At 74.5% G+C, this 26822-nt stretch carries 26 protein-coding genes; 13 read left to right on the top strand and 13 right to left on the bottom strand.

Annotated elements, in window-relative coordinates; translation table 11 throughout:
* Positions 1-395: amidohydrolase family protein (locus ACIQTO_RS11710; protein ID WP_402386265.1), on the top strand; the 395-nt coding region annotated here is incomplete at its 5' end.
* 151 nt (positions 396-546) lie between these two features.
* Here ACIQTO_RS11710 and ACIQTO_RS11705 read toward each other — a convergent pair.
* Both ACIQTO_RS11705 and ACIQTO_RS11700 read right to left on the bottom strand, forming a co-directional pair.
* On the bottom strand, positions 547-864 hold the full coding sequence (locus tag ACIQTO_RS11705; protein ID WP_402386263.1) for a WhiB family transcriptional regulator: 318 nt from the start codon (positions 862-864) through the stop codon (positions 547-549).
* A gap of 150 nt (positions 865-1014) precedes the next feature.
* Positions 1015-1824, bottom strand: a complete 810-nt coding sequence (locus ACIQTO_RS11700; RefSeq protein ID WP_402386260.1) for an SDR family NAD(P)-dependent oxidoreductase — start codon at positions 1822-1824, stop codon at positions 1015-1017.
* A 275-nt stretch (positions 1825-2099) separates the two neighbouring features.
* Between ACIQTO_RS11700 and ACIQTO_RS11695 the strand changes: the two genes are divergently transcribed.
* The 5 genes from ACIQTO_RS11695 (at position 2100) to ACIQTO_RS11675 (ending at position 6647) form a co-directional block, all read left to right on the top strand.
* The gene (locus tag ACIQTO_RS11695; protein ID WP_402386258.1) at positions 2100-2510 is read left to right on the top strand and encodes a VOC family protein; all 411 of its coding nucleotides are present in this window, start codon (positions 2100-2102) and stop codon (positions 2508-2510) included.
* A gap of 210 nt (positions 2511-2720) precedes the next feature.
* Positions 2721-5120 carry an ATP-binding cassette domain-containing protein gene (locus tag ACIQTO_RS11690; protein ID WP_402386255.1) on the top strand — a complete coding sequence of 800 codons (2400 nt, stop codon included), beginning with the start codon at positions 2721-2723 and terminating at the stop codon, positions 5118-5120.
* 132 nt (positions 5121-5252) lie between these two features.
* On the top strand, positions 5253-5627 hold the full coding sequence (locus tag ACIQTO_RS11685; protein ID WP_402386297.1) for a helix-turn-helix transcriptional regulator: 375 nt from the start codon (positions 5253-5255) through the stop codon (positions 5625-5627).
* Positions 5628-5637: 10 nt separating this feature from the next.
* On the top strand, positions 5638-6057 hold the full coding sequence (locus ACIQTO_RS11680; protein ID WP_402386253.1) for a VOC family protein: 420 nt from the start codon (positions 5638-5640) through the stop codon (positions 6055-6057).
* Positions 6058-6200: 143 nt separating this feature from the next.
* Positions 6201-6647: a hypothetical protein gene (locus ACIQTO_RS11675; protein WP_402386250.1), complete on the top strand. Its 447-nt coding sequence runs from the start codon at positions 6201-6203 to the stop codon at positions 6645-6647.
* Between the two features lie 54 nt (positions 6648-6701).
* Here the strand turns inward: ACIQTO_RS11675 and ACIQTO_RS11670 are convergent, their stop codons facing one another.
* The 7 genes from ACIQTO_RS11670 to ACIQTO_RS11640 all read right to left on the bottom strand — a co-directional run bounded on the left by ACIQTO_RS11670 (position 6702) and on the right by ACIQTO_RS11640 (position 13764).
* Positions 6702-8237: a cytochrome P450 gene (locus ACIQTO_RS11670; RefSeq protein ID WP_402386248.1), complete on the bottom strand. Its 1536-nt coding sequence runs from the start codon at positions 8235-8237 to the stop codon at positions 6702-6704.
* Positions 8238-8434: 197 nt separating this feature from the next.
* Positions 8435-9052: a GTP-binding protein gene (locus tag ACIQTO_RS11665; RefSeq protein ID WP_402386245.1), complete on the bottom strand. Its 618-nt coding sequence runs from the start codon at positions 9050-9052 to the stop codon at positions 8435-8437.
* Positions 9033-9392: a DUF742 domain-containing protein gene (locus tag ACIQTO_RS11660; RefSeq protein ID WP_380578942.1), complete on the bottom strand. Its 360-nt coding sequence runs from the start codon at positions 9390-9392 to the stop codon at positions 9033-9035. The genes ACIQTO_RS11665 and ACIQTO_RS11660 overlap by 20 nt, the downstream gene beginning before the upstream one ends.
* Complete coding sequence (locus tag ACIQTO_RS11655; RefSeq protein WP_360629234.1) at positions 9389-9796, bottom strand: roadblock/LC7 domain-containing protein; 408 nt, start codon at positions 9794-9796, stop codon at positions 9389-9391. The genes ACIQTO_RS11660 and ACIQTO_RS11655 overlap by 4 nt, the downstream gene beginning before the upstream one ends.
* Entirely contained in the window at positions 9793-11361 is a 1569-nt protein-coding gene (locus ACIQTO_RS11650) for an ATP-binding protein (RefSeq protein ID WP_402386240.1), read from the bottom strand. Before ACIQTO_RS11650 ends, ACIQTO_RS11655 begins: the two co-directional genes overlap by 4 nt.
* Positions 11362-11925: 564 nt before the next feature.
* The gene (locus ACIQTO_RS11645; RefSeq protein WP_402386238.1) at positions 11926-13260 is read right to left on the bottom strand and encodes a diacylglycerol/lipid kinase family protein; all 1335 of its coding nucleotides are present in this window, start codon (positions 13258-13260) and stop codon (positions 11926-11928) included.
* 177 nt (positions 13261-13437) lie between these two features.
* The gene (locus ACIQTO_RS11640; RefSeq protein WP_402386294.1) at positions 13438-13764 is read right to left on the bottom strand and encodes a carboxymuconolactone decarboxylase family protein; all 327 of its coding nucleotides are present in this window, start codon (positions 13762-13764) and stop codon (positions 13438-13440) included.
* A gap of 464 nt (positions 13765-14228) precedes the next feature.
* Here ACIQTO_RS11640 and ACIQTO_RS11635 point away from each other — a divergent pair, with 464 nt between their 5' ends.
* The 3 genes from ACIQTO_RS11635 to ACIQTO_RS11625 all read left to right on the top strand — a co-directional run bounded on the left by ACIQTO_RS11635 (position 14229) and on the right by ACIQTO_RS11625 (position 15495).
* Positions 14229-14639, top strand: a complete 411-nt coding sequence (locus ACIQTO_RS11635) for an SHOCT domain-containing protein (RefSeq protein WP_402386235.1) — start codon at positions 14229-14231, stop codon at positions 14637-14639.
* A gap of 31 nt (positions 14640-14670) precedes the next feature.
* A complete protein-coding gene (locus tag ACIQTO_RS11630; protein WP_402386233.1) occupies positions 14671-15102 on the top strand; it encodes a DUF6325 family protein in 432 nt (143 codons plus the stop codon).
* 72 nt (positions 15103-15174) lie between these two features.
* Positions 15175-15495: an SHOCT domain-containing protein gene (locus tag ACIQTO_RS11625; RefSeq protein ID WP_402386231.1), complete on the top strand. Its 321-nt coding sequence runs from the start codon at positions 15175-15177 to the stop codon at positions 15493-15495.
* Between the two features lie 78 nt (positions 15496-15573).
* Here the strand turns inward: ACIQTO_RS11625 and ACIQTO_RS11620 are convergent, their stop codons facing one another.
* Both ACIQTO_RS11620 and ACIQTO_RS11615 read right to left on the bottom strand, forming a co-directional pair.
* On the bottom strand, positions 15574-15924 hold the full coding sequence (locus ACIQTO_RS11620; protein ID WP_402386228.1) for a 5-carboxymethyl-2-hydroxymuconate Delta-isomerase: 351 nt from the start codon (positions 15922-15924) through the stop codon (positions 15574-15576).
* 117 nt (positions 15925-16041) lie between these two features.
* On the bottom strand, positions 16042-18027 hold the full coding sequence (locus ACIQTO_RS11615; RefSeq protein WP_402386225.1) for a CBM35 domain-containing protein: 1986 nt from the start codon (positions 18025-18027) through the stop codon (positions 16042-16044).
* Positions 18028-18390: 363 nt separating this feature from the next.
* On the opposite strand from ACIQTO_RS11615, the gene ACIQTO_RS11610 reads away from it, so the two are divergent.
* The 3 genes from ACIQTO_RS11610 (at position 18391) to ACIQTO_RS11600 (ending at position 22059) form a co-directional block, all read left to right on the top strand.
* Positions 18391-19470, top strand: coding sequence for a LacI family DNA-binding transcriptional regulator (locus tag ACIQTO_RS11610; protein ID WP_402386222.1), 1080 nt, complete (start codon positions 18391-18393; stop codon positions 19468-19470).
* Positions 19471-19924: 454 nt separating this feature from the next.
* Positions 19925-21031 carry a hypothetical protein gene (locus ACIQTO_RS11605; RefSeq protein WP_402386219.1) on the top strand — a complete coding sequence of 369 codons (1107 nt, stop codon included), beginning with the start codon at positions 19925-19927 and terminating at the stop codon, positions 21029-21031.
* Positions 21032-21543: 512 nt separating this feature from the next.
* The gene (locus tag ACIQTO_RS11600; protein WP_402386217.1) at positions 21544-22059 is read left to right on the top strand and encodes a hypothetical protein; all 516 of its coding nucleotides are present in this window, start codon (positions 21544-21546) and stop codon (positions 22057-22059) included.
* 251 nt (positions 22060-22310) lie between these two features.
* Here the strand turns inward: ACIQTO_RS11600 and ACIQTO_RS11595 are convergent, their stop codons facing one another.
* Entirely contained in the window at positions 22311-22775 is a 465-nt protein-coding gene (locus ACIQTO_RS11595; protein ID WP_402386214.1) for a calmodulin-binding protein, read from the bottom strand.
* 812 nt (positions 22776-23587) lie between these two features.
* On the opposite strand from ACIQTO_RS11595, the gene ACIQTO_RS11590 reads away from it, so the two are divergent.
* Positions 23588-25198, top strand: a complete 1611-nt coding sequence (locus ACIQTO_RS11590; protein ID WP_402386211.1) for an MFS transporter — start codon at positions 23588-23590, stop codon at positions 25196-25198.
* A gap of 72 nt (positions 25199-25270) precedes the next feature.
* On the opposite strand, the gene ACIQTO_RS11585 is transcribed toward ACIQTO_RS11590, so the two are convergent.
* Positions 25271-26665 (bottom strand): glycosyl hydrolase family 28-related protein, encoded by a 1395-nt coding sequence (locus tag ACIQTO_RS11585; protein ID WP_402386208.1) that lies wholly within the window; start codon positions 26663-26665, stop codon positions 25271-25273.
* Positions 26666-26822 lie beyond the last annotated feature (157 nt).

Genomic DNA, 26822 nt, shown 5'->3' with positions numbered 1-26822 from the left:
CCGGCGCCTCCCGGGTCGCGCTGATCACCGACGCCATGGGCGCCGCCGGCATGGGCGACGGCCTCTACCCCCTCGGCCCCCTCCAGGTCGAGGTCAAGGACGGCGTCGCCATGCTCGCCGACGGCAGCTCGATCGCCGGGTCGACCCTGACGCTCGACGCGGCCCTCCGGCGTACGGTCACCGTCAACGGCCTGTCGCTGACCCAGGCGGTCGAGTCGCTCTGCGCCGTCCCGGCCCGCCTGCTCGGCCTCTCCGACTCGGTCGGCTCGCTGGAGACCGGCAAGAACGCCGACCTCGTCGTCCTGGACTCCGGCAGCCACGACCTGGTCGCCGTCATGCGCCGCGGCGAGTGGATCACCGGCGGCGACACCTTCCCGACGGTCCGGCCCGCCTGACCGGTCCGGTCGCACCGAGCGTCGACAACGGCCGCCCTGCGGTGTGCCGGCGCCCGACCGGCCGCGGTATCGCCGGGGCCGGCCGGGCCGGGGGTCGGCCCCGGCTCCGCGATCGCGGAACCGGCCGGCGGTGCGGCCGACCCCGGGGCGTTCAGGCGGCGGGGCGGTCGGTCACCAGGTCGTGGCCGGCCACCAGGTCGCTGACGAAGAGGGCATGGCGCTCCTCCGCGCCCAGCCCGCCCCACACCCCGAACGGCTCCCGTGCGGCGAGGGCGTGCCGGCGGCACTCGATCCGCACCGGGCAGGCACCGCACAGGGCCTTGGCGGCCTCCTCGGCCCCGCCGAGGACCGCGCCGGGGCCGTCCACGCCCCGGAAGAGCCGGCTGCCGTCGACGCTCCGGCACGCGGCGTGCCGCGGCCGGTTCCAGCCCTGCTCGGATGCGGCGGGCAGAGGGGAGATGTCGCTCACGCTACGGCTCCTTGTCGACGACGAGTGGGTGGGGTGCGTGTCTCGTCTGACCCGGATCGGCCGTTTCATGCCTGTTCTCCGCGGCCGGGTCCGGCGACGTCCGGAGCCCGCCCCCGCCGGAGGCCCGGCCGCGCGGCCGTTCGGGCGCCGTCAGGCCTCGCGCCGCGGCTCCAGCCGGAAGTCGAAGGCCGTGGTGCCCGGGTCCAGCGCGGTGACCCCGCCGTCCACGGTGAGGACCGCGCCGTTCACATAGCTCGCGGCCGGGGAGAGCAGCCAGCCGATCGCCGCCGCCACCTCGTCGGGCTCACCGGGCCGGCCCGCCGGGCTCAGCCGGGTCGCCTCCCGGTACGCCGCGTCGGGGCCGGCCAGCCCCTCCTCCTCCGCGAAGCGGGCCATCCGGCGGTCGGCCATCTCCGTCCGCACCCAGCTGGGGCAGACGGTGTTGGCCCGCAGCCCGCGGGGGCCGTAGTCGACGGCGAGCGAGCGGCAGAGCTGCAACAGGGCGGCCTTCGAGGTGGCGTAGGCCGCGCTGCCGGCCCCGTTGCGCAGCGCGGAGACGGAGGAGACCGCCACGACGGCTCCGCGCGCCCGCAGCAGGTGCGGCAGGGCGGCCCGCAGGAGGAGGAACGGACCGGTGAGGTTGGTGCGCATCACCAGCTCCCAGTCCTCCAGGGTGACGTCGCCGACCGAGCCGCCCCGGCCGACGCCGGCGTTGAGCACGAGCCCGTCGAGCCGTCCGAAGGCGGACACGGTGCCCTCCACCAGTGCCTGGACGGCGTCCGGGTCGGTGGTGTCCGAGACCCGGGCCACCGCGCCGGTCTCCCGGGCCACCCGTTCCAGCGCTTCGGGGCGGCGCCCGGAGATCACCACCCGGCAGCCGTCGGCCCGCAGCAGCCGGGCGGTGGCCGCCCCGATGCCGGAACCGCCGCCGGTGACGATGACCACGCGCTGATCGGACATGGGTGGGCGCCTCCGCCGGGATCGGTGTTCCGTGAACCATCGGATCCTATGCTCACGCCACGTCAGTCCCGTTCCCCGGCCGCCCCCTTGGCCGACCGCCGGGGCGTGGGCCGGCGAGCGTGCCGCCGCTCCCGTCCGGGTGCCCCGGTACCCCGCGGGCCGGAGCCCACGGCGGCCGTGCCCGGCCGCCCGCCGACCGGGGCTCCCACCACCCGCCCCGAACCGATCAGGATTCGAGAAGCCCCGCTCACGCGGCCGCGCCTAGCCTTCTCACCATGAACCTCACCATCCACTGGACCTTCCTCCCGCACACCGACCCGGACGCCTCGCTGGCCTTCTACCGCGACGTCCTCGGCTTCGAGGTCCGCAACGACGTCGGCTACGGCGACCTGCGCTGGATCACCGTCGGCCCCGTCGGCCAGCCCGGCACGTCCGTCGTCCTGGAGCCGCCGGCCGGCGACCCCCGCACCACCGACGAGGAGCGCCGCACCGTCACCGGGATGATGGCCAAGGGCACCTACGCCCGCCTCGTCCTGGCCACCGACGACCTCGACGCCACCTTCGCCCGGGTGAAGGCCGCGGGCGGCGAGGTCGTCCAGGAGCCGACCGAGCAGCCGTACGGCCTGCGCGACAGCGCCTTCCGCGATCCGGCGGGCAACGTGATCCGGATCAACGAGGTCCGCTGACCGGCCGGCCACCGACGCCACCACCCGCACGGACGGCCCGTGCGGGCCCCGCCGCCTCCCGGCCGCGCTGCCACCCCCCGGCGGCACGGCCGGGGCGACCGCTCCGACGAGGGAGCACCGGACGTCCGGCCGAAGCTGGTTGGATCGAGCCGGGTGACGCCGACCGGGACCGCGCGGGCGGCCCGTACGACGGATGGAGAGAGCACCAGCATGGCCAAGAGGACGGACGCGCAGCCGCCTGCGCCGCACGCTGCCGACAGCCACGACGTGATCCGCGTGCACGGCGCGCGGGTGAACAACCTCAAGGACGTCAGCGTCGTGATCCCGAAGCGCCGGCTGACGGTGCTGACCGGTGTCTCCGGCTCGGGCAAGAGTTCCCTGGTGTTCGGCACGATCGCGGCGGAGTCGCAGCGGCTGATCAACGAGACCTACAGCGCCTTCGTCCAGGGCTTCATGCCGACGCTGGCCCGGCCCGAGGTCGACGTCCTGGAAGGGCTGACGACGGCGATCATCGTCGACCAGCAGCGGTTGGGCGCCGACCCCCGTTCCACGGTCGGCACCGCCACCGACGCCAACGCGATGCTGCGGATCCTCTTCAGCCGGCTGGGCGAGCCGCACATCGGCCCGCCCAGCGCCTACGCCTTCAACGTCCCGTCGGTCCGGGCGAGCGGCGCGATCACCGTGGAGCGCGGTGCCAAGCAGACGGTGAAGGCGACCTTCAACCGCACCGGCGGCATGTGCCCGCGCTGCGAGGGCCGGGGCAGCGTCTCCGACATCGACCTCACCCAGCTCTACGACGATTCCAAATCGCTGGCCGAGGGCGCGTTCACCATCCCCGGCTGGAAGTCGGACAGCTTCTGGACGGTGCGGGTCTACGCCGAGTCGGGCTTCCTCGACCCGGACAAGCCGATCCGCGAGTTCACCGAGAAGGAGATGCGGGACTTCCTCTACCGGGAGCCGACGAAGGTGAAGGTCGAGGGCGTCAACCTCACCTACGAGGGGCTGATCCCCAAGATCCAGAAGTCCTTCCTGTCCAAGGACAAGGAGGCGCTGCAGCCGCACATCCGGGCGTTCGTGGAGCGGGCGGTCACCTTCACCACCTGCCCCGAGTGCGCGGGCACCCGGCTCGCGGAGGGGGCCCGGTCCTCGAAGATCGGGCGGATCGGCATCGCCGACGCCTGCGCGATGCAGATCAGCGACCTGGCCGCCTGGGTCGGCGGCCTGGCGGAGCCCTCGGTGGCGCCCCTGCTCACCGCGCTGGGGCAGACCCTCGACTCGTTCGTCGAGATCGGCCTCGGCTATCTGGCGCTCGACCGCCCCTCGGGGACGCTGTCCGGCGGCGAGGCCCAGCGCGTCAAGATGATCCGCCACCTCGGCTCCGCGCTCACCGACACCACCTACGTGTTCGACGAACCCACCGCGGGCCTGCACCCGCACGACATCCAGCGGATGAACGACCTGCTGCTGCGGCTGCGGGACAAGGGCAACACGGTGCTCGTGGTGGAGCACAAGCCGGAGACGATCGCGATCGCCGACCACATCGTCGACCTCGGCCCGGGCGCGGGTACGGCGGGCGGCACCGTCTGCTTCGAGGGCACCGTCGAGGGGCTGCGGGCCAGCGGCACCGTCACCGGCCGGCACTTCGACGACCGGGCCGCCCTCAAGGCGACGGTGCGCGAGCCCACCGGCGCGCTGGAGATCCGCGGCGCGACGGCCAACAACCTGTGCGACGTCGACGTGGACATCCCGCTCGGGGTCCTGGCCGTCGTCACCGGGGTCGCCGGGTCGGGCAAGAGCTCGCTCGTGCACGGGTCGCTGGTCAAGGGTCCGCTCGCCGCCGACCGGGGCGTGGTCGCGGTCGACCAGAGCCCGATCCGCGGCTCGCGGCGCAGCAACCCGGCGACGTACACCGGACTGCTCGACCCGATCCGCAAGGCGTTCGCGAAGGCCAACGGTGTGAAGCCCGCCCTGTTCAGCGCCAACTCCGAGGGTGCCTGCCCCACCTGCAACGGCGCGGGCGTGGTGTACACCGACCTGGCGATGATGGCCGGTGTGGCCACCACCTGCGAGGAGTGCGAGGGGAAGCGGTTCCAGGCGGCGGTGCTGGAGTACCGCCTCGGCGGCCGCGACATCAGCGAGGTGCTCGCGATGTCGGTGGCGGAGGCCGGGGAGTTCTTCGGCGCGGGCGAGGCGCGCACTCCGGCCGCGCACGCCGTCCTCGGCCGGCTGGCCGACGTCGGGCTCGGCTACCTCAGCCTGGGCCAGCCGCTCACCACGCTCTCCGGCGGTGAGCGCCAGCGGCTCAAGCTGGCCACCCACATGGCCGACAAGGGCGGCGTGTACGTCCTCGACGAGCCGACCGCGGGCCTGCACCTCGCCGACGTCGAGCAGCTGCTGGGCCTGCTCGACCGGCTCGTCGACTCGGGCAAGTCGGTCATCGTCGTCGAGCACCACCAGGCGGTGATGGCCCATGCCGACTGGATCGTCGACCTCGGGCCCGGGGCCGGCCACCACGGCGGCCGGATCGTCTTCGAGGGCACGCCCGCCGACCTCGTCGCCGCCCGCTCGACCCTCACCGGCGAGCACCTCGCGGCCTACGTCGGGGCCTGACACCGGCCGGCCGCGGCGGGGCGCGCGGTCTCCCACGGCTCCCGGCCCGCGCCGCGGACGCTGTGGGAGACTGATCGGGTGAAACGCCCAGACCTCGCCGATCTCGTCCGGCTGCGGCGGGCCCGCGACCGGATGGACCGCGACTACGCCGAGCCGCTCGACGTCCCGGCCCTGGCGCGTGACGCCCTGATGTCCGCGGGGCACTTCTCCCGCAGCTTCCGCGCCGCCTTCGGCGAGACGCCGTACAGCTACCTGATGACCCGCCGGATCGAGCGGGCCAAGGCGCTGCTGCGGCGCGGCGACCTCACGGTGACGGAGGTCTGCTTCGCGGTCGGCTGTACGTCGCTCGGGTCGTTCAGCGCGCGCTTCACCGAGCTGGTCGGCGAGAACCCGAGCGCCTACCGGGCCCGCGGCCACGAGGACGGCGCCGCCGTCCCGGCCTGCATCGCCAAGATCCATACCCGGCCGGTCAGGAACGGGGAAGCGGGCGCCGCCGGGCGGTCGTAGCCTGGGCGGCATGGAGATCAGGCTCTCGCGGTGCTTCAGCGCCGTGGACGACCACGACCGGGCGATCGCCTTCCACCGCGACGCCCTCGGCCCGGAGGCGGTGCGCGCCGGCATCGGGTCCGAGGGGATGCGCGGGGTGACCGTCGGCTCGCCCTCGCGGCCGGATGTGAACATCGTCCTCACCTCGCCCCCGGCCGACCCGCCCGCCTCGTCGGCCGGCCGGCAGGCCGTGGCGGAGCTGATGGCCGAGGGCCCGCCGCGCGGCGTCATCGTCGCGACGGACGACCGCGACGCCGCCTTCGAGCGGGTCGGCGCGGCCGGCGGCGAGGTGCTGCCGGAGCCGATGGACCAGCCCTACGGTGTGCGCGACCGCGGGTTCCGCGACCCGGTCGGCCACCTGGTGGGCTTCACCCGGGCGCTCGCGACGTGAGCCCCGGCGGGCGCCGTCCGGCGGTCCCGTCCGGCGGGGTCGGCCGCCCGGACGCGGTGGCCGCGGGCGGCGCGGCCCGACCGCTCCGCCCGGGGCGCTGAGCCGTGGCCGGTGAGCCGGACGGCGGTCCGGAGCGGGCGCCGATGGTGTGGGCCCTGGCGGTCCGCGAGACGGCGGACGGTCCGCCGTTCGCGGAGGTGATCGTGGAGGTCGGGCCCGCGCTGCACGGGGAACTCGTCGAGAACCTGGTGGACAGCGGGTTCACCCTGGCGGCCGGGGAGCCGCCGGACACCAGCGGGGTGCTGGAGGTGCGCGGGCCGCTGCTGGCCAGGCTGGTGCTGGTCGGCGGGCGGCAGGTGTGGGAACCCGCCTCGCCGGTCGAGGCCTCGGCCGGCTGGGTGTCGGCGGCCGGGCAGCGGGGCAGGGCCATCGTCCTCGTGGTGCCGCCGGGGACGTGGCCGGCCGGACTGATGGCCCTGGCGACGCGGGAGCGCATCGAGGTCTTCACCCGGAGCCTGGAGGAGGCGCGGGCGGCCGGGCGGGTGCTGCACGGGACGGCCGCCGTCGATCTCGGCGCCGGGCCGGGCTGAGCGGGCCCGGCCCGGCCCGGAGTGTGCCGGACGGGCCGGGCCGGCGCCGCCCGGTCAGAGCCGGAGCCACCGGGTGAGCGAGTCCCACCAGGACCGCCGCTGGTGGGGGACGGTGAGGACCGGTTCGGCGGTGGCGGCCGGTTCCGCGCCGGCGGCCGGTTCGGCGGGACCGGCCTGCGGGGCGGCGGCCGGCGGGTTGGACGGCGGGGTGGACGGCGCGGCGCCCGGTGTCGCCGGCACCGTGCCCGGCGGGGCCGTCACCTCCTCCTCCGGTGTCGCCCGCGGGGTGAACTGGACGGGGAGGGCGGACAGATGACGGGAGATCCAGGCGGAGGTCCAGGTCAACTCCTCCTCCTCGACGGCGAGGTGGAGGTCCGGCAGGCGGGTGAGGAGGACGTCGATGCCGGTCTCGGCGATGGCGCGGCCGATGTCCTGCCCGGGGCACTCGTGCGGGCCGGCGCCGAAGGCGAGGTGGGAGCGGTTGCCGTGGAGCGGCTTGGTCGGGTCGGGGCGGACGGCCGGGTCGGCGTTGCCGGCCGCGAGGCCGAGCAGCAGCATGTCGCCGGCCTTGATCCGCTGCCCGCCGAGTTCGGTGTCCCCGGTGGCCCAGCGGCCCGCGACCAGCGACATCGGCGCCGCGTCCCAGAGCACCTGGTCCAGGGCGTCGGACAGGGTCATGTGGCCGCCGGACAGGTGGGTGCGGAACCGGTGGTCGGTGAGGACCATCTTGAGGGTGTCCGCGATCAGGTTGACGGTCGTCTCGTTCGCGGCGAGCAGGACGACCCGCAGGTGTTCGAGGACTTCGTCGTCGGTGAGACGGGCCTCGTGCCGCATCAGCCACGACACCAGGTCGGCGCCGGGGGCGACCCGCTTGCGCTCCATCATCCGGCGCAGCGTCGCGACGACGTAGTCGTTGCTGGCGATGGCGGTCTCGGTGCCCTTCATCAGGTCGCGGGCCGCCTCGACCAGGTGGGGGCCGTACTCCTCGGGCATGCCGACCAGTTGGGTCATCACGAGCATCGGCAGGTGCTCGGCGAACTGGGTCACCAGCTCGGCCCGGCCGGTGGGGCCGAACTCCTGGACGAGCTGGTCGGTGAAGCGGGTGACATGGCGCCGGACACCGCGCCGGTCGAAGCTGTTCAAGCCGTCGGTGACCGCACCGCGCAGGCGCTTGTGCTCCTCCCCGTCGGCGAACACGCAGAGCGGCTGCCAGGCGATCACCGGCATCAGCGGGGAGTCCGGGGCGACCAGCCCGTCCTGGAACGCCGACCAGCGGCGGGAGTCCCGGGAGAAGCGGGAGGGGGTGCGCATGGCGATGAGGTTCGCGCTGTGGCCGACGATGAGCCAGGCGGGGAGGTCGCCGTGCAGCAGGACGGGCGCCACCTCGCCGTGTTCGGCGCGCAGCTTCTCGTACAGGCCGGCCGGGTCGGCCTCGGCCTCGGGCCCGTAGAGCCGCCGGAGGCCGTCGGCGCCCAGACCGCCGCCGCGTGGGCCGCCGGTGCCGGTGCCGGGACCGTCCGGGCCGAGGCCGTGGGCGGGGCAGCCGGGGGGTGGGGTGGGGAGCGCGTGGTCAGGGAACGGGGTGGTCACGGAGTCTCCGGGGTCGGGGCGGGGCGGTCGCCGGACGGCGGCCGCCCCGCACGGTCGTCGTGAACGCCCGCCGTCGGCGTTCGTGGTGGACGTCACGGACGTGGTGGACGTTCACGACGGCCGGGGCCGGGCGCGGGGCGGGGAAACGGGCCGGGGACCGGCCGGTGGGAGCGGGGGAGGGGCGGTGGCCGCGCGGGTCACCGCCCCGACGGCGTCGGGCGGTCGTACAGATGGCGCATCAGGGCGAGCAGGACGTCACGGCTGGACTCCCGGGTGCGGGCGTCGCAGTCGACGATCGGCACCTCGGGCGGCAGGTCGAGTGCCGCCCGCAGCTCCTCGGTCGGGTAACTCGGCGACTCGGGAAAGGTGTTGGCCGCGACGACGAACGGCACGCCGCGGTCCTCCAGCCGCCCGATCACCTCGAAGCTGACTTCGAGGCGGCGGGTGTCGACCAGCACCACGGCGCCCAGCGCGCCCTCGAACAGGCCGTTCCAGAGGAACCAGAACCGCTCCTGCCCCGGGGTGCCGAACACGTACAGCACCAGTTCCTCGTTGATGCTGATCCGGCCGAAGTCCATCGCGACCGTGGTCGAGGTCTTGCGCTCGATACCGGCCGTGTCGTCGATGCCGGCGCCGGCCTGCGTCATCGTCTCCTCGGTGGTCAGCGGGCGGATCTCGCTCACCGAGCCGACCAGGGTCGTCTTGCCGACCCCGAAGCCCCCCACGATCACCACCTTGACCGCCGTGGTGGCCGAGGCCGGGAGGAGGTCGGCGTGCTGCGGCCCCGGGGCCGTCTCAGAGTCTCTGAAGTCCATGTATCACCGCCTCCAGCAGGGCGCGTTCGGGAAGGATTGCCTGGGGGACCCGCGAGCGGGCCTCGATCAGCTCCTCGGCGAGGAGGTCCGCCAGCAGGACGGTCACCGCGCTCATCGGCAGCCGCAGATAGGCGGAGATCTCGGCCACCGACAGCGGTGAGCCGCAGATCCGCAGGATCGCCGCGTGCTCCGGTTGCATCGTGGGCGCCGGCTGCGCGCGGGAGACGATCAGGGTGACCAGGTCGAACGTGGTCTGCTCGGCCAGTCCGCTGCGGCCGCGCGTGATCACGTAGAGGCGTTCGGGTTTTCCGTCGTCCCAGTCCTGGTCGGTTGCGCTCACGCGACCTGCCCGCCGTTGCGCGCCGGTGTGCTGAGATGCTCGCCGATCCGGGCCACCAGGTCGCGCATCCGCTGGCCCATCAGGCCGGCGTCGACGCCCTCGTCGGCGAGGACGGCGAGGTAGGCCCGGGCGCCGGCCGCCATCAGGTAGAAGAAGCCACCGCCCATCTCGATCACGACCAGTCGCATCCGGCCGTCGCTGTGCGGGAACTCGTGCCCGACCGCGGCGGCCAGGCTCTGCAGTCCGGCACAGGCGGCGGCGAGCCGGTCGGCGGTGTCGTTGTCGGTGCCGTGCTGGGCCATCCGCAGACCGTCGGCGGAGAGCACGACGACGTGCCGGGTGTGCGGGACGCTGTCCGCCAGATCCTTGAGCATCCAGTCCATGTTGCTCCGCTGCTGAATCACTGCTCGCTCTTCCCTGCCGACTCTTCGCTGGTGGGGCCGGCCGTGCCGGCGGACGGCGTGTGGCCGTTCACCCCCTCGTGGAACGCGGCCAGCCACATGCCGGGCTGGACCGGCGCCTGGACCGGGTCCGGGACCGGGTCCGGGCCCCGGGGGGCCGGGGCGATCCTGGGGGGCTCGGCCGCGCTGCGCCGGGAGGGCGCGGCGTGGCGGCGGCGCTGGGGCAGGCCGTTCGCGGTCCGCTCGGTGACCACCGGGACGTCGTCCTCGGCCGAGTACGGGCCCGGGCGGGCGGCGACGGTCCGGGAGCCCCAGGGCCGTGAGACGGAGACCGTTCGCGGCCGGTCCGAGGGGCGGGGCGCGGTGTCCGGTGCCGGCCGGGGATTGGCGGCGGCACCGATGCCGTGGGCCCGGCCGGTGGCGGGAGCCGTGGTGATCAGCTCCTGCGGGACGATCAGCACGGCGCGCACCCCGCCGTAGGCGGAGGGCCGCAGCGAGATCTGGAAGCCGTAGGCCTGCGCGAGCCGTCCGACCACGGCCAGGCCGAGCCGGGGGGTCTCACCGAGGTCGTTGAGGTCGATGCCGGCCTGCGCCTCCAGGAGCATCCGCTCGGCGCGGGCGCGGCCCTCCTCGCTGAGGCTGAGGCCGCCGTCCTCGATCTCGATCGCTATGCCGGTCTGCACCTCGACGGCGGTCAGGTGCACGCTGGTCTGCGGCGGCGAGTAACGGGTGGCGTTGTCCAGCAGTTCGGCGACCGCGTGGATGAGCGGCTCGACGGCCGGACCGGTGACGGCGACCTCGGAGACCGGGTGCAGTTCCACCCGCCGGTAGTCCAGGATGCGCGAGATGCCGCCGCGCAGCACGCTGTACAGCGGCACCGCCTTGCTCCACTGGCGGCCGGGGCGGGCACCGCCGAGGACGGCGATGCTGTCGGCGAGGCGGCCGATCAGGGCGTTGCCGTGGTCCAGGCGCAGCAGGTCGTCGAAGACCGCCGGGTCGTTGCCGTGCCGGTCCTCCATCTCGCGCAGGTCCTGGGCCTGCCGGTGGACGATCGCCTGGACGCGGCGGGCGATGTTGACGAAGGCCCGCTGGGTGCTCTCACGCATGCCCTCCTCGTTGTCGACGGTCTCCAGGACGGCGCGCAGCACCGCCAGCCGGGCGGCCTGGAACTGCGGGCCGGTGCCGGTGTCCTGGGACTCGTACGACCTCACCACCTCGTCGGTCGACGTACCGCGCTGGAGCCGGGCGATCGCCTCGGGCAGGAGGGTCTGGGCCAGCCGGAGGGTCTCGGCCTCCTGCCGGGCCAGCCGGCGGCGCAGTTCGTTCTCCTGGAGGGCGAACCGCTCGCGCAGGGCGGCCAGTGCGCGGCCCCGGCGGGCCGCCTCGGCCGCGACCAGGGCCACCGCCGCGGTGCCCACCGCTCCGCACCAGAGGACTTCCGCGCGGGCGCCGGCGGAGGTCACCAGCGCGGCGACGACAGCGGCGCCCGCCGTCACGACCGTGGGCACCAGCCACACGAGTACGGGAGCCGGGCGCCGGCCTCCGGGTGACGATCCAGCACGAAGCATCAGCATCCTCAAGCGGTCGAAGGGGTGGGGAAGAGCGGTCGTGGGCGGGTTCCGGCGGTGCCGGGGTCCGTGGGCGGGCAGGTGCCGTCCGACGACCGGATGTCCGGGACATTTATGACGAAAGATCAGCAACAGTGTTTTATAGCCGATTCGGTCTCGCCCTGTCGCATGCTCCAGGGAACCCGGACGCCGGCCGGAACGGCCCGCCCAGCTGGGTACAGGCACCAGACTTGCCCCGCCCCGGGCCTGTCGTACCGTGGCCGGGAAGGGGTTCGCTCATGTGAGGGGTATCCCGGGGAAATCCCTCCGCAGCGTGCGGAGTTCGTGCTACGTCGAGCCCTCCGGCGGGTCCTGGCGCGCTGGCCGGTGGCCCGGCCACCGCCCCCGCGTGACCGTCAGGAGCCGCCCCGGGCCGGCCCTTCCGGCCCGCCGCCCCGGACCGCGCCGGACCGGCGGCGCCCGGCGCGGGCGGTCGGACCGGGGGGCGGCCGGAGGCCACAACCGGCGTGCGGACGCGCGAACGCGCCCCAGGCGAGCGCCCGGGTACCGGCGCCGAGGACGGGGCTACGCGCTCCGGGACGACCGCGGCGGTCGGCCGAGGGCGAGGACGAGGACCTCGCGCCAGTCCGTCGCGGGCGCGGCCGGCGGAGCACCCGGGCGCCCGCGCGGCACCAGCACCCGCAGGGCACCGGGGCGGACGGCGCAGGTGACCGGGGTCGGAAGCCGCAGCGCCTCGCCGTCCACGGCGACCGCCATCCGCTCCGTGTCGGCGTCGACGACCACCCGGGGTGCGGTCAGCACCCGCAGGCCCGCCGCCCGGCTGCCCCGCAGCGCGACGGCGGCGGCCTGGGTCGCGTTGCCCACCCGGATCCCCACGACCCCCAGCGTGCCGCTGTCGAGCCGCGGCCGGCGGTTGCCCACGGCGGTCGGTTCGGGGGCCGTGTAGGGGTTGTTGCTGACCAGCAGCGCCTGCTGCGCCGTCAGACGGGTGCCGTCGGCCAGCACCGCCTCCAGCGGGTGGCCGGAGTTGCCGAGGAGCAGGCCGGGGAGGGCGTCCAGGGCCGAGCCGGTCTTGGCGTCGCGGTACTCCGGGCTCTGGACGATCTCGGCATAGGCGCCGAACGAGGCCGTGTTGACGAAGGTCCGGCCGCCCACGACGCCCAGGTCGACCCGCAGTTCCTCCCCGTCGGTCAGCGCGTCCAGGCAGGCGGCCGGATTCTCGCGGTCCAGGCCGAGGTCCATGGCGAAGTGGTTGCGCGTACCCGCCGAGATCACCAGGAACGGCAGGTCGTGCTCGGCGGCGATCTCGGCCACCACGGCCTGGGTGCCGTCACCGCCGGCCACCCCGAGCAGGTCCGCGCCCCCGGCGACCGCGCGCCGGGCGAGGTCGGCGACGTCCACGTGGACGGCGGTGTCCAGCAGGACGACCTCGGCGCCCAGGGCCTCGGCCCGTTCGACCAGCGCGAACCGGCCGACCTTGCCGCCGCCGGACTTGGGATTCATGATCAGTACGGGGTGCCGGGGGCGTGCGCCGACCACCGCGCGCATGCCGTCGTGGGGCCGCGCCCGCCGCAGGGCCGAGCGCGCGAACGCGACGGCGACGGCCCAGAGCGCGAGCGCGCCCAGGGCGGCCGGCCACAGGTCGGCCCGGGCGTAGCCCACCACGACGGCCGCGGGCGCGGCGATCACGAGCAGGGCGCCGGCCAGCCGTACGGCTCCGTGGTGGGACACCACCCACCACGTCCCGGCCGCCGTGAGGGCCAGGCCGGCCAGGCCGATCGCGAGCACCAGGAAGCCGCCGGCCCCGACCACGGCCACCAGTACCGCGACGGCGCCCAGTACGCACGCCAACGCGGCACGGGCGGCCCACCGGGCGCTCGTGAGGGATCGGGACGCCATCCTCCGCGCCTCCTCGGCCATCGCCCGGCGCGGGGTGTCCGCGCGGGTCGGTCACGGGGTGCCCGGTCGCGCGGGGCTCGCGTACCGGGCCCGACCGCGGTCCCCACGTCCGCTCCGGTGGGTCGGCTCGGTCCCGCGGTCGGGTGCCGCGCTCGGGTGCCGAGTCGCGGCGGCGGATCAGCTGCCCGACATCATGTCGCTCTCGGCCACGGCGATGGCCAGGCCGAGGGCCTCCGCGATGTGGGCGGCCGCGGACATCACGCGGGCGGTGCCCACGATCGGCGCGATGGCCACCAGGACGTCCTGGAGCTGCTCGGCCGTCAGGTCCGAGCCGTCGGCGGCGCCGATGTGGGCCAGGTAGGACATCGGCGGCGCGTCCACCGCGACGAGCGCGGCGATCCGGGTGAGGAGGAAGGTGTCCATCGGCAGGCCGCACCGCTCGACCGAATCCATGGTCATGGCGGCGAGGGTGTCGAGAACGGGGGTGTCGGACGGGCTGGACATGCTGGTCATACCGGGCCATCTCCTTCGGCGGGCGGGAGCCGGCACGCCGCGGCTGGGGAGCAGCGGACTGCTCGAACGCCGTGCCGCCTCCCTCGACGATAGGCCGGATGGGTGATGGTCGCACTCCGCTGCCGCCGTCGCCCCGGCAGACGGGCCCGGGGGCCGCGCGGGGGGCGCCCCGACGCCCGTGCCGCCGACCCGGGGAGGGGCTAGCCTGAGAAGGTGCCCGTGGTGTCGTCGGGTTCGTGACGGGGCGAGCCGAACAGCCACCGATGAGTGACGCCCAGCCGGCGACCAGGGCCGACCTCGCCGCGCCCCCGCCGACCGGGATCCCCGAGTCGTGGACCGGTGCCGGGCGGACACCGGGTCCGCCGGTGGGCCCGATGCGGCGGGGCACCCACGGTGGTGCCGCCCCCACGCGACCCGAGACGGGTCGCGGGAGGAGTTCGGACAGGAGACCGACGATGGACATTGCAGTGCAAAACCTGGCTGCGGACTACCCTCTGCTCAACGTGTTCTGGACGATGTGCTGGTTCTTCCTCTGGATCCTCTGGTTCATGCTGCTGTTCCGGATCATCGCCGACATCTTCCGTGACGACGGCCTCGGCGGGTGGGGGAAGGCCGGGTGGCTGATCTTCGTCATCTTCCTGCCGTTCCTCGGCGTCTTCGTGTACCTGATCGCCCGGGGCTCCGGCATGGGGCAGCGCGAACTCGCCCGCGCGCACAAGAGCGAGGAGCAGTTCCGTTCCTACGTCCGGCAGACCGCCGAACCGCCGAGCGCGGCCGCCGAACTCGGTCGGCTCGCCGAGCTCAGGGCACAGGGCCACATCACCGACGAGGAGTACGAGAAGGCGAAGGCCAAGGTGCTGGCCTGACCGGGTGCGGGCCTGAGGAGAGGAGTCCGTCATGACGATCGGCCCGGTCGAGTACGTCGTCATCGCCTTCCCCGGCAACCGGTTCAGCGGTGAGATCGCGCCCGAGCTGAGAAGGCTCGTGCAGAACGGCACGGTACGGATCATCGACCTCACCTTCGTGAAGAAGGCCGCGGACGGCACGGTCACCCAGATCGAGCTGCAGTCCCTCGACCCCGACGAGTCGTCGGTCTTCGAGGACATCGACGGCGAGATCGGCGGGCTGTTCAGCGCGGAGGACGTCGCTCTGATCGCGGAGGAGCTCGTCCCCGACTCCTCGGCCGCCGTGCTCGCCTGGGAGAACACCTGGGCCGCCCCCATCGCCCAGGCGGTCCGGCGGGCCGGGGGCCTGCTGGTGGCCCACGAGCGGATCCCCGCACCGGTGGTGGAGCGGGCGATGGAGGCCGCGGCCGCCGGACCGACCTGACGCGGGTGATCCGCCGGGCGCGGGAGGGGACGGGGGAAGGCGGGGGACGGACGAGAAGAAGGGAGAACGGTCATGTTGGGTCGCCCCGTTCGCCGCGCCGGCCGCCCGGGCCTGATCGGCACGGCCGCGCGCACCGCCGTCGTCGCCGGCACCGCCACGGCGGTGTCCGGCCGGGTCGCCCGCCGGCAGGCGGCACCGGACACCGGGCCCGCACCGGACACCGAGCCCGTCGGCGCGCCGGCGGCCGGCCCGGTCGAACCGGCTCCGGGCGCCGCGCCGGCGCCGGAGGACGATGTCATCGGCAAGCTGGAACGCCTGGCCGCGCTGCGCGACCAGGGTGTGATCACGGAGGAGGAGTTCGGCACGGCGAAGGCCCGCGTGCTGGCCGGCTGAGCGGCGGCCGGCCGCCGGGCGGCCGCGCGCCCGCCGCCACGCACTCCCCCCGACGCCCCACCGGGCCGCGGCGACGGGCTACCGCCCGGGGTGGTGCACGAAGCGGTAGGTCTCCCGGTCGAGTTCGGTGACCTCCACCCCGAGGAGCGCCGGTACCGCGACGTGCGACTCCAGCAGGGCCAGCACCCGCGCCGTCAGCTCGGCCCGGCGGTCGGTGCTCCGGCCCGCCAGGATCTTGATCTCCACCAGGACCACGGCCTGGCCGGACCGGCCGTCACCGACCGTGTCGTGCCCCGCCGGCCGGAACACCGTCTTGCAGTCGGCGACCGTCGTGTCGATCACCTCGGCGATCACGGAGTGGACCGCGGCGGCGAAGCCCGGGCGGTCGAAGTCGAGATCGGCCGAGTGGTCGACCAGGATCTGTGGCACGGGCAAACCTCCGGTGGGCGAGCCGTCGAGGGCTCGACAGGGGTGGTGGGGCGTGCGGCGCCGGACCGGTCCGGCCCGCACGGTGTTCCGCGCGGTGCCGGACCGGTCCGGCCGTCCTCAGCCGACCTGGACCGTCACCGTACGGCCGGCGGCCACGCTCGGGGTGGCGTAGGTGTAGGTGACGCCGTCCACCACCTTGGTCCGGGCCTTCTGCGGCACCCCGTTGACCGTGATGGTGGCGTGGGCGCCGGGGAAGCGGGCCTCCCAGGTGTAGGCGCCGCCGCCCGACGTGTTGGTCAGGGTCGACTTGGTGGCCCCGTCGTGCCGCAGCGAGAAGGTGCCGGTGCCGATCCGCAGATCGTCGATCTTCAGCCAGTCCATGCCGGCGGGCAGCCGGGACTGCGTGGTGAGGGTCCGCGCGGGTGCGTCGGGCTCGACGCCCAGCAGGCCCTCGACGGTCTGGCCGAGCAGGGTGAAGGACACCTCGGGGTAGTCGCCGTTGGTGCCCTGCTTGGCGTTGACGTGCTGGATGTCCTTGCGGTCGTAGACGTGGTTCATCCACTTCCACGCGGTGTCGCCGCGGTTGTTGGTGAAGAAGGTGTCCGGCAGGTAGGTGAGCGCCTCGATGTTGTCCGGGGCGTCCTCGCCGGACGCCTGCTGGTCGATGTAGTCGAGGTAGGCGTCCAGGCGGGCCCCGGGGGCGATGATCTGCTTCATCGGCATGAACCAGCTGTTCTCCTTGCCCCAGCCGGTGAGTGCGCGCCCGTCGGTGGTGTAGCCGCGCACCATGTCCGCGCCGGACCCGGCGCCGCTCCAGGTGGAGTTGAAGTACGCCTTGAGGTCCCGGGCCTTGCGCTGGTAGGTCGCGGCGAGGTCGCGGTCGCCCTTGCCGCGGGCGAGTTCGGCCATCGCGAGGTACGCCTGGTACTGGGAGCCGATCGCGTCGCCGGCCTCGGCGAGCGGTTCGCCGCTCTGCTCGTTGTAGCTGGCGGTGCCCTGGAAGATGCCCTTGCCGGTGCCCTCGGCGACCTTCACGGGGCCGTTGGCCTTGCCACCGTCGTGCAGGTCCACGAACTCGCCGGTGGCGTGGCGGTAGAAGTCCCACAGCGTCGGGTCGTCGACGTACGCGCGGTCACCGCTCCACCGGTACGCCTCGGCCGCCTTCTGCACCAGTTCGAAGACGGCGGGGACTTCGCGGACGAAGCTGCTGGGGCTGCGGTAGTCGATCGAGAGGTAGCTGGTGGTGTCGAAGTTCAGCGCCCACACCGGGTAGTAGGCGTGTTCCGCGGTGGCGGAGGCGGCGAACGAGCGGAGCATGGCCTTGTTCGCGCCGCTCAGGCCGAGGACACCCGCGCCGGCCAGCTGGTGGGCGAAGTCGCGCGAGTAGTAGCCGCTGCGGTTGGCGTAGCCGGCCCAGTAGGAGGCCCCGTAGGTGCCGGTGCCGCTGCCGCCCGTGTTCCACTCGTCGACGTTCAGCGGCCCCTGTGCGCCGGGGAGTTGGACCCAGCTGTTGGCCTTGAGCTTGGCCCAGTCGAACATCTCGACGATCTTCGGGTCCGAGGAGCTGATCCTCGGGTCCGCCGGGGAGGACGGGGAGACCATCAGGTCGTCGGCGTTGATCCAGCCGTCCCCCGACCGGAAGCCGATCTCCAGCCGGTCGCCCCGGGCCAGGGTGATCCTGCTGAGCGTGTGGCGACGGTAGTTGGACGCGTCGGCCAGGGTCACGGAGGCGACGACGGCGCCGTTCACCCGGGCCTCGTACCTGCCGTTCGCGCCGCCGGTCGCGATCCAGGCCGAGATGTCGTAGGTGCCCCGGCCGGTGGCCGTCACGGTCTGGGTGACGCTCTTGCCGGCGCCGTCGTCCAGGTAGACGAGCCCGCCGCCGCCGTGGGGGTAGTTGGTCGCGACCCCTGTTCCGGGGCTGAACGCCCAGCCCGCGGTGCCCTGTTCGAAGCCCGGGTTGACGAGGGGGAGCGGTGCCGGGGCGGCGGTGCCCGAACCGGGCCTGCCGCCCGCTTCGGCGGCCGCCGCGGCCGGAGCGCCGAGGGCGAGCGGTGCGAGTAAGGCGCACGCGGTCAGCAGGGACAGGCGGGAACGCTTCATCGAGGTCTCCGGGGGCTGAGGGTGGGGTCGGCGGGGTCGGCCGTCGTCGACCCGGCGCGAGGCACGCTAACAAGCGGGGGTGAAGGCTTGCAATGGACTCGGCAAGATCTGTTGTCTGATCCGGCTGAAGGTTTTCACTCGAATCGTGCAAGTCGGGGTGGGCCGCGCCGACGGTGCCACGCCCCGAGCGGGCCGGCGGAGCCGTCCGCGGACAGCTGGGACCGACGGCGAACAGCGGGGCCGGGGGCGTGATCCACCGGCTCGCCGGCCGTATCATGGGCCGCTCGTCGGAGCTCCTGCCGGACGGGCCCGATCGGCGGCCGACCCTGCGGAGGTCCGGAACCACGGACACGGAGGACCGCAATGAAGGTCGGGATCACCGACGTGGCAGCCCTGGCGGGAGTCAGCGAGGCCACGGTCAGCCGGGTGATCAACCGGCGCCAGGGCGTCGCGAAGAAGACCAGGGACGCGGTCGAGCAGGCGATGGCCGAACTCGGCTACGAGCGCCAGACCCAGGGCCAACTGGTCGCGGTGGTGACCGAGTTCGTGTCGAACCCGTTCTTCGCCGATGTGGCGGAGCGGATCGAGTCGGCCCTCGCGCCGCACGGGCTGAAGACGGTGCTGTGCCCCGCCTTCCCCGGCGGCGTGCAGGAGCGCGACTTCATCGCCACGCTGGTGGAGAAGGGCATCGCCGCCGTCGTCTTCCTGTCCGCCTCGAACACGGTCGACGGCGCGGACACCGGGACGTACGAGCTGCTGCGCCAGCGCCGGGTGCCGTTCGTCGGGATCAACGGCGAGTTCGCCGACGGGGTACCCACCCCGGTGTTCTCGACCGATGACGCGCTCGCCGCCGAGCTGGCGGTCGACCACCTCCACCGGCTGGGGCACCGGCGGATCGGGATGGCCTCCGGGCCGGCCGGCAACCACCCCGCCGACCGGCGCGTCCGGGGCTTCCTGGACGCCATGGCCAGGCGCGGCATCGAGGGCGCCGAGGACTGGGTGATCCGTCAGTCCTACACGGTCGAGGGCGGACAGGCCGCGGTGGGTCCGCTGCTCGCGCGCGGCGCCACCGCCGTCGTGGCGGCCAGCGACTACATGGCGCTGGGCGCGATCCGCGGCATCCGCCGCCAGGGGCGCTCCGTCCCCGGTGACGTGTCGGTGGTCGGCTACGACGGCTCGGCCATCACCGAGTTCGTCGACCCTCCGCTGACCACGGTCCGTCAGCCGGCCGACCGGCTCGCGCTGGAGGTGGGCCGCAGCGTCCTGGCGCTCGTCGCCAACCGGGAGGTGCCGACCGGCGAGCTGCTGTTCGACCCCGAGCTGGTCATCCGCTCCTCGACCGGCCCGGCCCCCGGGTCCGGCCCGGCCCCCGGGTCCGGCCCGGCCCCCGGGTCCGGCCCGGCCGCCGGCCCGGCCGCCGCGGCGGAGCGGCCCGCCCGCTGAGGGGGAGCGGGTCCGGCCGGGGTCTCCGGCCGGCCGCGTGGGGCTTCCGGGCCGGCCGGACCGAGCCGGTTCCGGCCACCGCCGACCCGCCGGTGGCGCGGTACCGCCGGGGCGGCCGGTGGGTGCTGGGGCGCCGGGTCACCGGCGGGGCGTGACCGGTGGGGGCGCGGCGTCCGGAGGAGGCCGCCGGGGCGGGTGGGGCGGGCCCGCGAACGGCCGGCAACAGACCGCGCGACCATGCCAGAGGCCTGGGCCCGCGGGCGGTGCCCTCCTACGATGTGAGGCGCCGTCGGCCTGACCCCGACAGCGTCGGCCGACGTCGGACCTCACCGGACTCCATGGGACCGGTGCGTCCTGTCGGCCACGGCCCGCCCCGGCGACCGGGAGCGGGCTCGTAGCGCAGGCTGCACCCCGCAGGCCGCACACCCCTCCTCACCACCCAGGGAGTTCGCCCATGCACGCCCGCACTGTCGCACCGTCGTTCAGACCCGTCCGCGCCGTCCTGCTCGTTCTCGCCGTGCTGGCCGCCGTGGTGGCCGCCACCCTCCCGACCGCCGGCCCCGCCCGGGCCGCCGTGCCCGACCGCTGGGGCTTCGCCTTCCTCGACAACCCGACCCCGCCGGCCGGCTACGTGCCCGACCCCAGCCGCCAGTGGGGCAGTTGGACGTCACCGGCGAGCAATCCCGTCAAGGTCGACCAGCTTGCGGTCGGCTCGTACCTGGTGCACTTCCCGTTCATCGCCGGTCCGGGCGGCATCGCCCACGCCACCGCGGTCGGCCGCACCGGCAACTGGTGCCAGATCAAGGGCTGGTCCACGGCGGGCACCGGGCAGGACGTCGCGGTGAACTGCTACCGGCCCGGCGGCGCTCCCGACAACACCCTGTTCACCGTGCTCTACACCACCAGCAGCGGGACCCCGTCCCCGGCCGGCGGCAGCTACGGCTACACCTACTCGGACATCTCCGGGACGGTCCTCGCCCAGTACAACTCGGCGGGTGCGGTCAACACGGTGAGCCACGGTTCGACCGGGATCTGGAAGGCCTGGCTGCCCGGCCTGGGGCTGTCCACCGCCGCCGGGAACATCGAGGTCACGGCGGTCGACGCGGTCCAGGGCGCGCGCTGCAAGGTGGCCGACTGGGCACCCGCCGCGTCCGGCCAGACCGTCGTGGTCAGCTGCTTCGACGCGGCCAACGCCCCCTACGACACCCGGTGGACGCTGAGCTACTCCCTGAAGCGCGCCCTGCACGGGCCCGCGTTCCCGCCGAAGTCCTTCGGGTACCTCTGGTTCAACGGCGGGGTGCCGGCGGCGACGAACTTCAACTCCAGCGGCGCGACCAACACGCTCGCCGGTTCGGTCCCGGCCACCGTCACCCTGCCCGGCGTGGCCGTCCCCTCGGACACCGCGCACGTCACGGCCTTCGGGCCGGGCCCGAACTGGTGCGGGCTGGCGCTGCCCTGGGCCCGCAGTTCCGGGACGGTGAGCCTCTACACGCTCTGCTTCAACGCGGGCGGCTCGCCGGTCGCCGACCGGTTCCTGACCGCCTATACCTCGGCGTTCTGATCCCCGGGGCCGACTCCGCCGACCCGGGGCCGGCCCCACACCGGACGCCACCACACCGGACTCACCGCTGCTCCCCGGCCGGCCGTCGGTCTCCGGTCAGCCGGTCCGCTCCGCCACCGGCGCCCGAACGCTTCGGCGGCCCCGGTGGCCCGGGCAGGACCACTCCTGCGATTCCATGGCGGTGCGCTGGGGAGGGCTTGCGAATCGGCCCTGCGGGTTGCTCCGAGGTCCGAGTGCAAGGGGAACGGGTCGGCGGGGGCAAAAGCCGCTGCCCGTTCGACCCGTCGCCGGGACCGCCCCGCCCGCCCCGCTCGGGGCGGGCGGGGCGGCGCGCCGTCGTACGGCTCGGTGGGTTGTCCGTGACGGCGCGGACGAGGCCGTCCGGTGCCCTGCGGCGGGTGCCCGCGGGCTCCGGTGCGAGCCGGCGAACCGCCCACGCGGCGCACGGAGGGCGCGCGCCGGCTCGCCACATCCCGCCGGCCCTGGCTGTGACGCATCGTCAAACGCCGCTCATGGAAGTCGACTCGGTGCGTATCGGGCTGTGTGCTCCGCGGCGGGGCGCGGTCCCCCTCGCCCTCGCCCTCGCCCTCGGCCTCGCGCTGCCGGCCGTGTTGGCGGGTGCGGTGCGGAGGGTCGTCCTGCTGCACGAGCGGAGCGGGGTCCTGGCACCCCTGGCGGCGGGTGCGGCGATGGTCGTCCTGCTGGTGGCGGTGCTGCTCGCCGTGGTGCTCGGGTGTGAACCGGTCGCCCGCCCCTCGGCCTGGCTGCTCACCCTCGCGGCGGTGCTGCTGCCGGCGGGGTCGGCCACCCGGCCGGCCGCCGCCCTGGACGGGTCGGACCAGCGGGTCCTGCACGACCGGGGGATCGTGGTGCGCGGGGTCGTCTCGGCCCATCGCGACATCGGCGGCGGCGGGGGAGCGGTGGATCCGCCGGCGACCTTCCTGGCCACCGTGCGCACGGACGACGGTTCGCTGCTCTCCGTCGAGACCGCGCGGGCCGGCCGGCCGTGGGCGCCGAGGTCGGCGTGACCCACGACCCGGCGGGCCGGGTGCCCGCCCGCTTCGGCCCCCGGCCGGGACTCCCCGGCGACCGGGCCGCGACGGTCGCCGACGCCCTGGTCCTGGCGGGCGCGTTCGGTCTGTCGGTCGCGCTCCTGTACCGTCGCGGGCCCGCCGCCTGGGCGAATGGATGTTGTCGGATACATGACAGCTCCGGCCGCCGAAGGAGCCGGCGGCCGGAGCGTCGAACGGGCGCGGTCGGCGCCCCGGGGTGTGACCCCTTACGGCGCGGTGACCTCGCGCGTCAGCTTGGACTGCCACGGACACCAGGTCGAGCCCGGCAGAAGGGCGCCGCCCACCTCGGGCAGGTGGTCGTTGACGTAGGAGATGCTCGCGTCGCACACCTCCACGGCCATGCCGAAGAACTGCACCGAGTTCGGGGCGAGCTGGTACTTCCAGGGCTTGTTGTAGGAGGCCGGGGCCTTCACCACGGTGCCCATGACGCCGACGTTCTCCGTCTCCACGCCGCTCAGGATGTTCCGGGCCTGCTGGATCCGGGCGGAGTCGGTGAGCTGGAACACGAAGGTGTTCGTGCCGTCGGTGAACTCGAAGTAGGCCGGCGCCACCTTGGCCGCGGGGCGCGCCCCGGCGTCGCCGCTCTGGGCCGCCTGCGCGGGCTGGGCCAGCGCCACCGCGAACATCGCGACCGCGCCGAGACTGGCCGCCTTGGTGATGGTACGTCGCATGGCAGATACCTCCAGTGATGTAGGGCGGGCCGAACGTCCACGACCCGTCTGCCAACGAACCTAATCGGGGAGACGGCCCTGTGGTCCGCCGGAATCCAGAACTGCCTCAAAGGGCTCCGGGCTCCCCGCGATGCCTGCCCCATCGGGACGTTGTCGGGCCGGAGCCGCCCCGCAGTGGGGAGTTGGAGCTGATGGACAGTCAAAAGAGGTTTGCGGGCGACCAGTACGACTTCGGGTGTCGGCTGCCCTTTGGGGCGGTCGGCCACCACCCCGGGCCGGCACCCGTCCCGAAGGGCGGACAGCCGGCCGAAGCACCCCCGGCCGGACCCGTCCCGGACCCGACGGCGGCCGGCCTGCGCCGCACCGGTGCTCCGGAGGCCCGGCGGAGCCCGATGTGCCACCGTGGAATCCGGGGTGCGGAACACCCTGTCGGGAGAGGAGTGGCCATGTCGTCGAAGCGACGCCGTAAGAAGAAGGCACGGGCCAAGCGCGGGGCCAATCACGGCCGCCGCCCCCAGTGCTGAACACGTCCCGAGCGGTCACCGGCGGCCCGGCGAGGGGCCGCCGGTGACCTCGGAGCGTCACCGCCCGGCCCCCGCCCGGCCGGGCTGCCCCACTGCCCCGGCCCGGAACGCGCCGCGCGACCGCGGCACCCCCGTTCGGAGTCGTCCCGGCGGTGTCGACGTGTCCGCCTGCCGATGGGACCCTCACGTGCGAGGCCCCGCGGCGCGGGCGGCCCGCCGTACGCGGCCGGCGGCACCGAGGGGCCCGGAGGTCACGGACGGCCCAGCGGCCACGGAAGGACGGCAGGGATGGGAAGAGGGCGGCCCGGCCGCACCCCGCAGGACACCGCGCCCGTCGCGGCGAGCCAGTCGCTGACGCTGGCGGCCATGCTCTTCGCGGTGTCGATGACGTTCATCGACCAGACCATCGTCTCGATCGCCGCACCCGACATCATCCGCGAACTGGGGCTGTCGGCCGTCGGCATGCAGTGGGTGGTCAACGCCTACCTGCTGTCGCTCGCCGCCTTCTTCGCCCTCGGCGGCCGGCTGGCGGACGTCCTCGGCCACAAACGGATGATGCTGATCGGGACACTCACCTTCGTGCTCGCCTCCGCGCTCTGCGGCGCGGTGCCGTCCGGCGGGGGCGCCGAGGCCTGGCTGATCTGCTTCCGGGCGGTGCAGGGCCTCGGCGCGGCCCTGATGTTCCCGGCGGCGCTCGCGGTGGTGGTGGAGGTGTTCCCGGTCGACCGGCGCGGCCGGGCGCTGGCGCTGTTCTTCGGGGTGGCGGGCGGTCTGACCGCGATCGGCCCGATCCTCGGCGGCTGGCTGACCAGCTGGACCTGGCGGGCGATCTTCTGGGTCAACGTGCCGGTCGCGGTGGTCGCGCTCGTCCTGACCGTGCTGGCCGGGATCCGCAACACCCCCCGCCGGGAGCCGGTCGACTGGACCGGCGCCGTCCTGGTGGCCGCCGGCATGGGGCTCAGCGTGCTCGGCCTCCAGCAGGCGGGGGCCTGGGGCTGGGGCAGCTGGGCGACCTGGCTGTGCATCCTCGGCGGGCTGGCCGTCCTGGTGCTGTTCGCCGGGTTGGAGCTGCGCACCGAGCACCCGCTGATCAAGCTGCGGGTCTTCGCCGACCGCGCCTTCGCGGCCGACAACGCGGTGCTGTTCTTCGCCATGATCGCGTTCGTCCCGGTGTTCTTCTTCGCCTCCGTCTACGCCCAGGTGGCGCTCGGCCAGTCACCCAGTGAGGCGGGGCTCTACCTGCTGGTCTTCTTCGCCGGCTTCGCCCCCGGCTCGCAGATCGGCGGGCGGATGCTGGACCGACGCGGCGCGCGCCCGCCGATGCTGCTGGGGACGGCGGTGGGCGCGGTCGGGTTCGCGCTCTGGGCCGCGAAGATCACCGACCTGTCGCTCGGCGCCCAGTGGCCGTACATCGTGCTGGCCGGCGCGGGGATCGGGCTGCTGCTGACGCCCGCCTCGACGGACGCCGTCAACCGCTCGATCAACGCCTCCTACGGCGAGGTCACCGGGATCACCCAGACCGTGCGCAACTACTCCGCGAGCCTGGGCCTGGCGGTGCTGGGCACCGTCCTGCTGCACAGCACCACCAGGAACGTGCGGAGCACCCTGGTCGCCAACGGCGTCCCGGCGGACGCCGCGCCCGGCGTCGCCGACACGATCACCCGGAGCATCACCGGACACGGCGCCGCGGGGCAGGCCCCCGGCGGCGTCGGGTCCGCGCTGCTGGACGCGGTCCGGCAGGACTTCGCGGAGGCGAACGGGCCGGTGCTGTACGGCATGGCGGCCGCCCTCGCGGTCGCCTTCCTCTGCGCGCTGCTGCACCCCGGCACCCGGGTCACCGCGGCCGCCGCCCCGGCCCCGGAGGCCGTCGCCAACCGTGAGGGCGGCGGCCCGGCCTGAGCGCACGCGGGCGCGTGGCCGGGCCGCCACGCGCCGGCCGCCCACACCCGGAGCGGCCGGCGACGCGCGCGGCTACGGGGTGAGCGGCGACCAGAGCCAGGCGCCGTTCACCCGCACGTACAGCCGCTTCGACGTGGTGTCCACGGCGAGCGTCCCGTCGGCCGGCGGCCGGGTGAAGGACGCGTCGCTGACCGGGCCCGCGACCAGGCGCAACGGCGCGTTCGGCGCGTGCTTGGTCGGCAGCGTGCCGCCGGCCTGGCTGACCGTGGCGCCGGACTGGGTGGTGTTCCCGTAGGTGTTCTCGACCCGGAACTCGCCCGAGCTGGAGTTCTCGTAGTACACGTGGTGGCCGGTCGGCCTGGTCCCGTAGAGGCCGACCACGTCGCGCAGGACGGCCACCGTGCCGGGGCCGGAGTAGAGGTCGACGCCGGAGTTGACGGTGGCGACCGGGCCGTTGGCGATCAGCACGTTCTCCAGGGCGCCGGCGCTGCCGGCCCAGGCGATGATGTTCTGCGGGGTGGAGTAGCCGGGGGCGAAGTTGCCGGCGTAGGCGTAGATGTCACGGGCGTAGACGTGCTTGCAGGACGCGTCGACCCTCAGGTGCGGACCGCCCTGCATCTGGGAGGTCTCGAACTTGCAGTCCGTCAGGTAGATCCCGTTCGGATTGTTGTACGCGTACGTGCCCTGGGTGATCCAGAGACCGCCGGTGCCGAACGCCTCGAACCGGCAGCCGGTGAAGTGGATCTGGTTGACGTTGTCCTCGCTGTAGCCCCAGCCCTGGACGGCGGAGCTGTTGCGCAGCCAGACGTTCGGCTGGGTGGTGCTGCCCGCCGGGCCGCTGCTCGACTCGACGACGAGGTTGTAGAACCGGGAGTCCCAGCACTCCACCGCGTCGACGCAGAGGTCGTTGTTGGCGGTGATGTAGACATCGCGGACGTAGGTGTTGTCGTTGTAGTACAGCTCCAGGACCAGGCCGGTCCGGCGGTTGCCGTTGAACCCCAGGTCCTCGATCGCGCAGTACCGCCGGTGGGTGGCCCCGCTCGCGTCGGCGCCGCCGCCCGAGAGCCGCAGCAGGATCCCGTCCGCGCCCTTGACCAGCATCGACGCCTTGCTCCCGGCGCCGACCAGGCGGATCCCGTTGCCGCCGACGGTCAGGGCCGGCGCGCCCGCCGCCGGGAGGACCCGGTACTTCCCGACCGGGAAGTAGACCGTCCCGCCGCCGGCGGCCGCCGCCGCGTTGATCGCGGCCTGCACCGCGGCGGTGTCGTCCGCGGTGCCGTCGCCGACCGCGCCGTAGGTCCGCACGTCGAACCGGTCCGGCGTGCCGCTCCCCGCGGTCGCCGCTCCGGCCGGCGGGGCGGCCGCCATCGCCGCCACGCCCGTCAGCCCGGCGACCGCCCCGGCGAGCAGTGCCCGCCGCCTGGTCGCCGGCTCCGTCGAAGCCCCCGTGGCCCCCGTGGTGTTCACGCTGTCTCCCCCTCGGCACCTCACGTCACGGTGGCCCCCTGGGCCACCCGGTCGCCCGCCAAGATCGCAGCGCGGATGACGAGCGGTCAAGCCCTTTCGCCGTGCGGACCGCTGTGCCGCCGGCCGCCCACCCGGCCGGTACCGTCAGCCAGGGGCG

Origin of the sequence: Kitasatospora sp. NPDC091207, from assembly GCF_044768625.1 — a bacterium.
In the GTDB taxonomy this organism is placed as follows: Bacteria; Actinomycetota; Actinomycetes; order Streptomycetales; family Streptomycetaceae; genus Kitasatospora.
The sequence above is the reverse complement of the archived record's forward strand: the minus strand, read 5'-3'. Positions and strand labels throughout refer to the sequence as shown.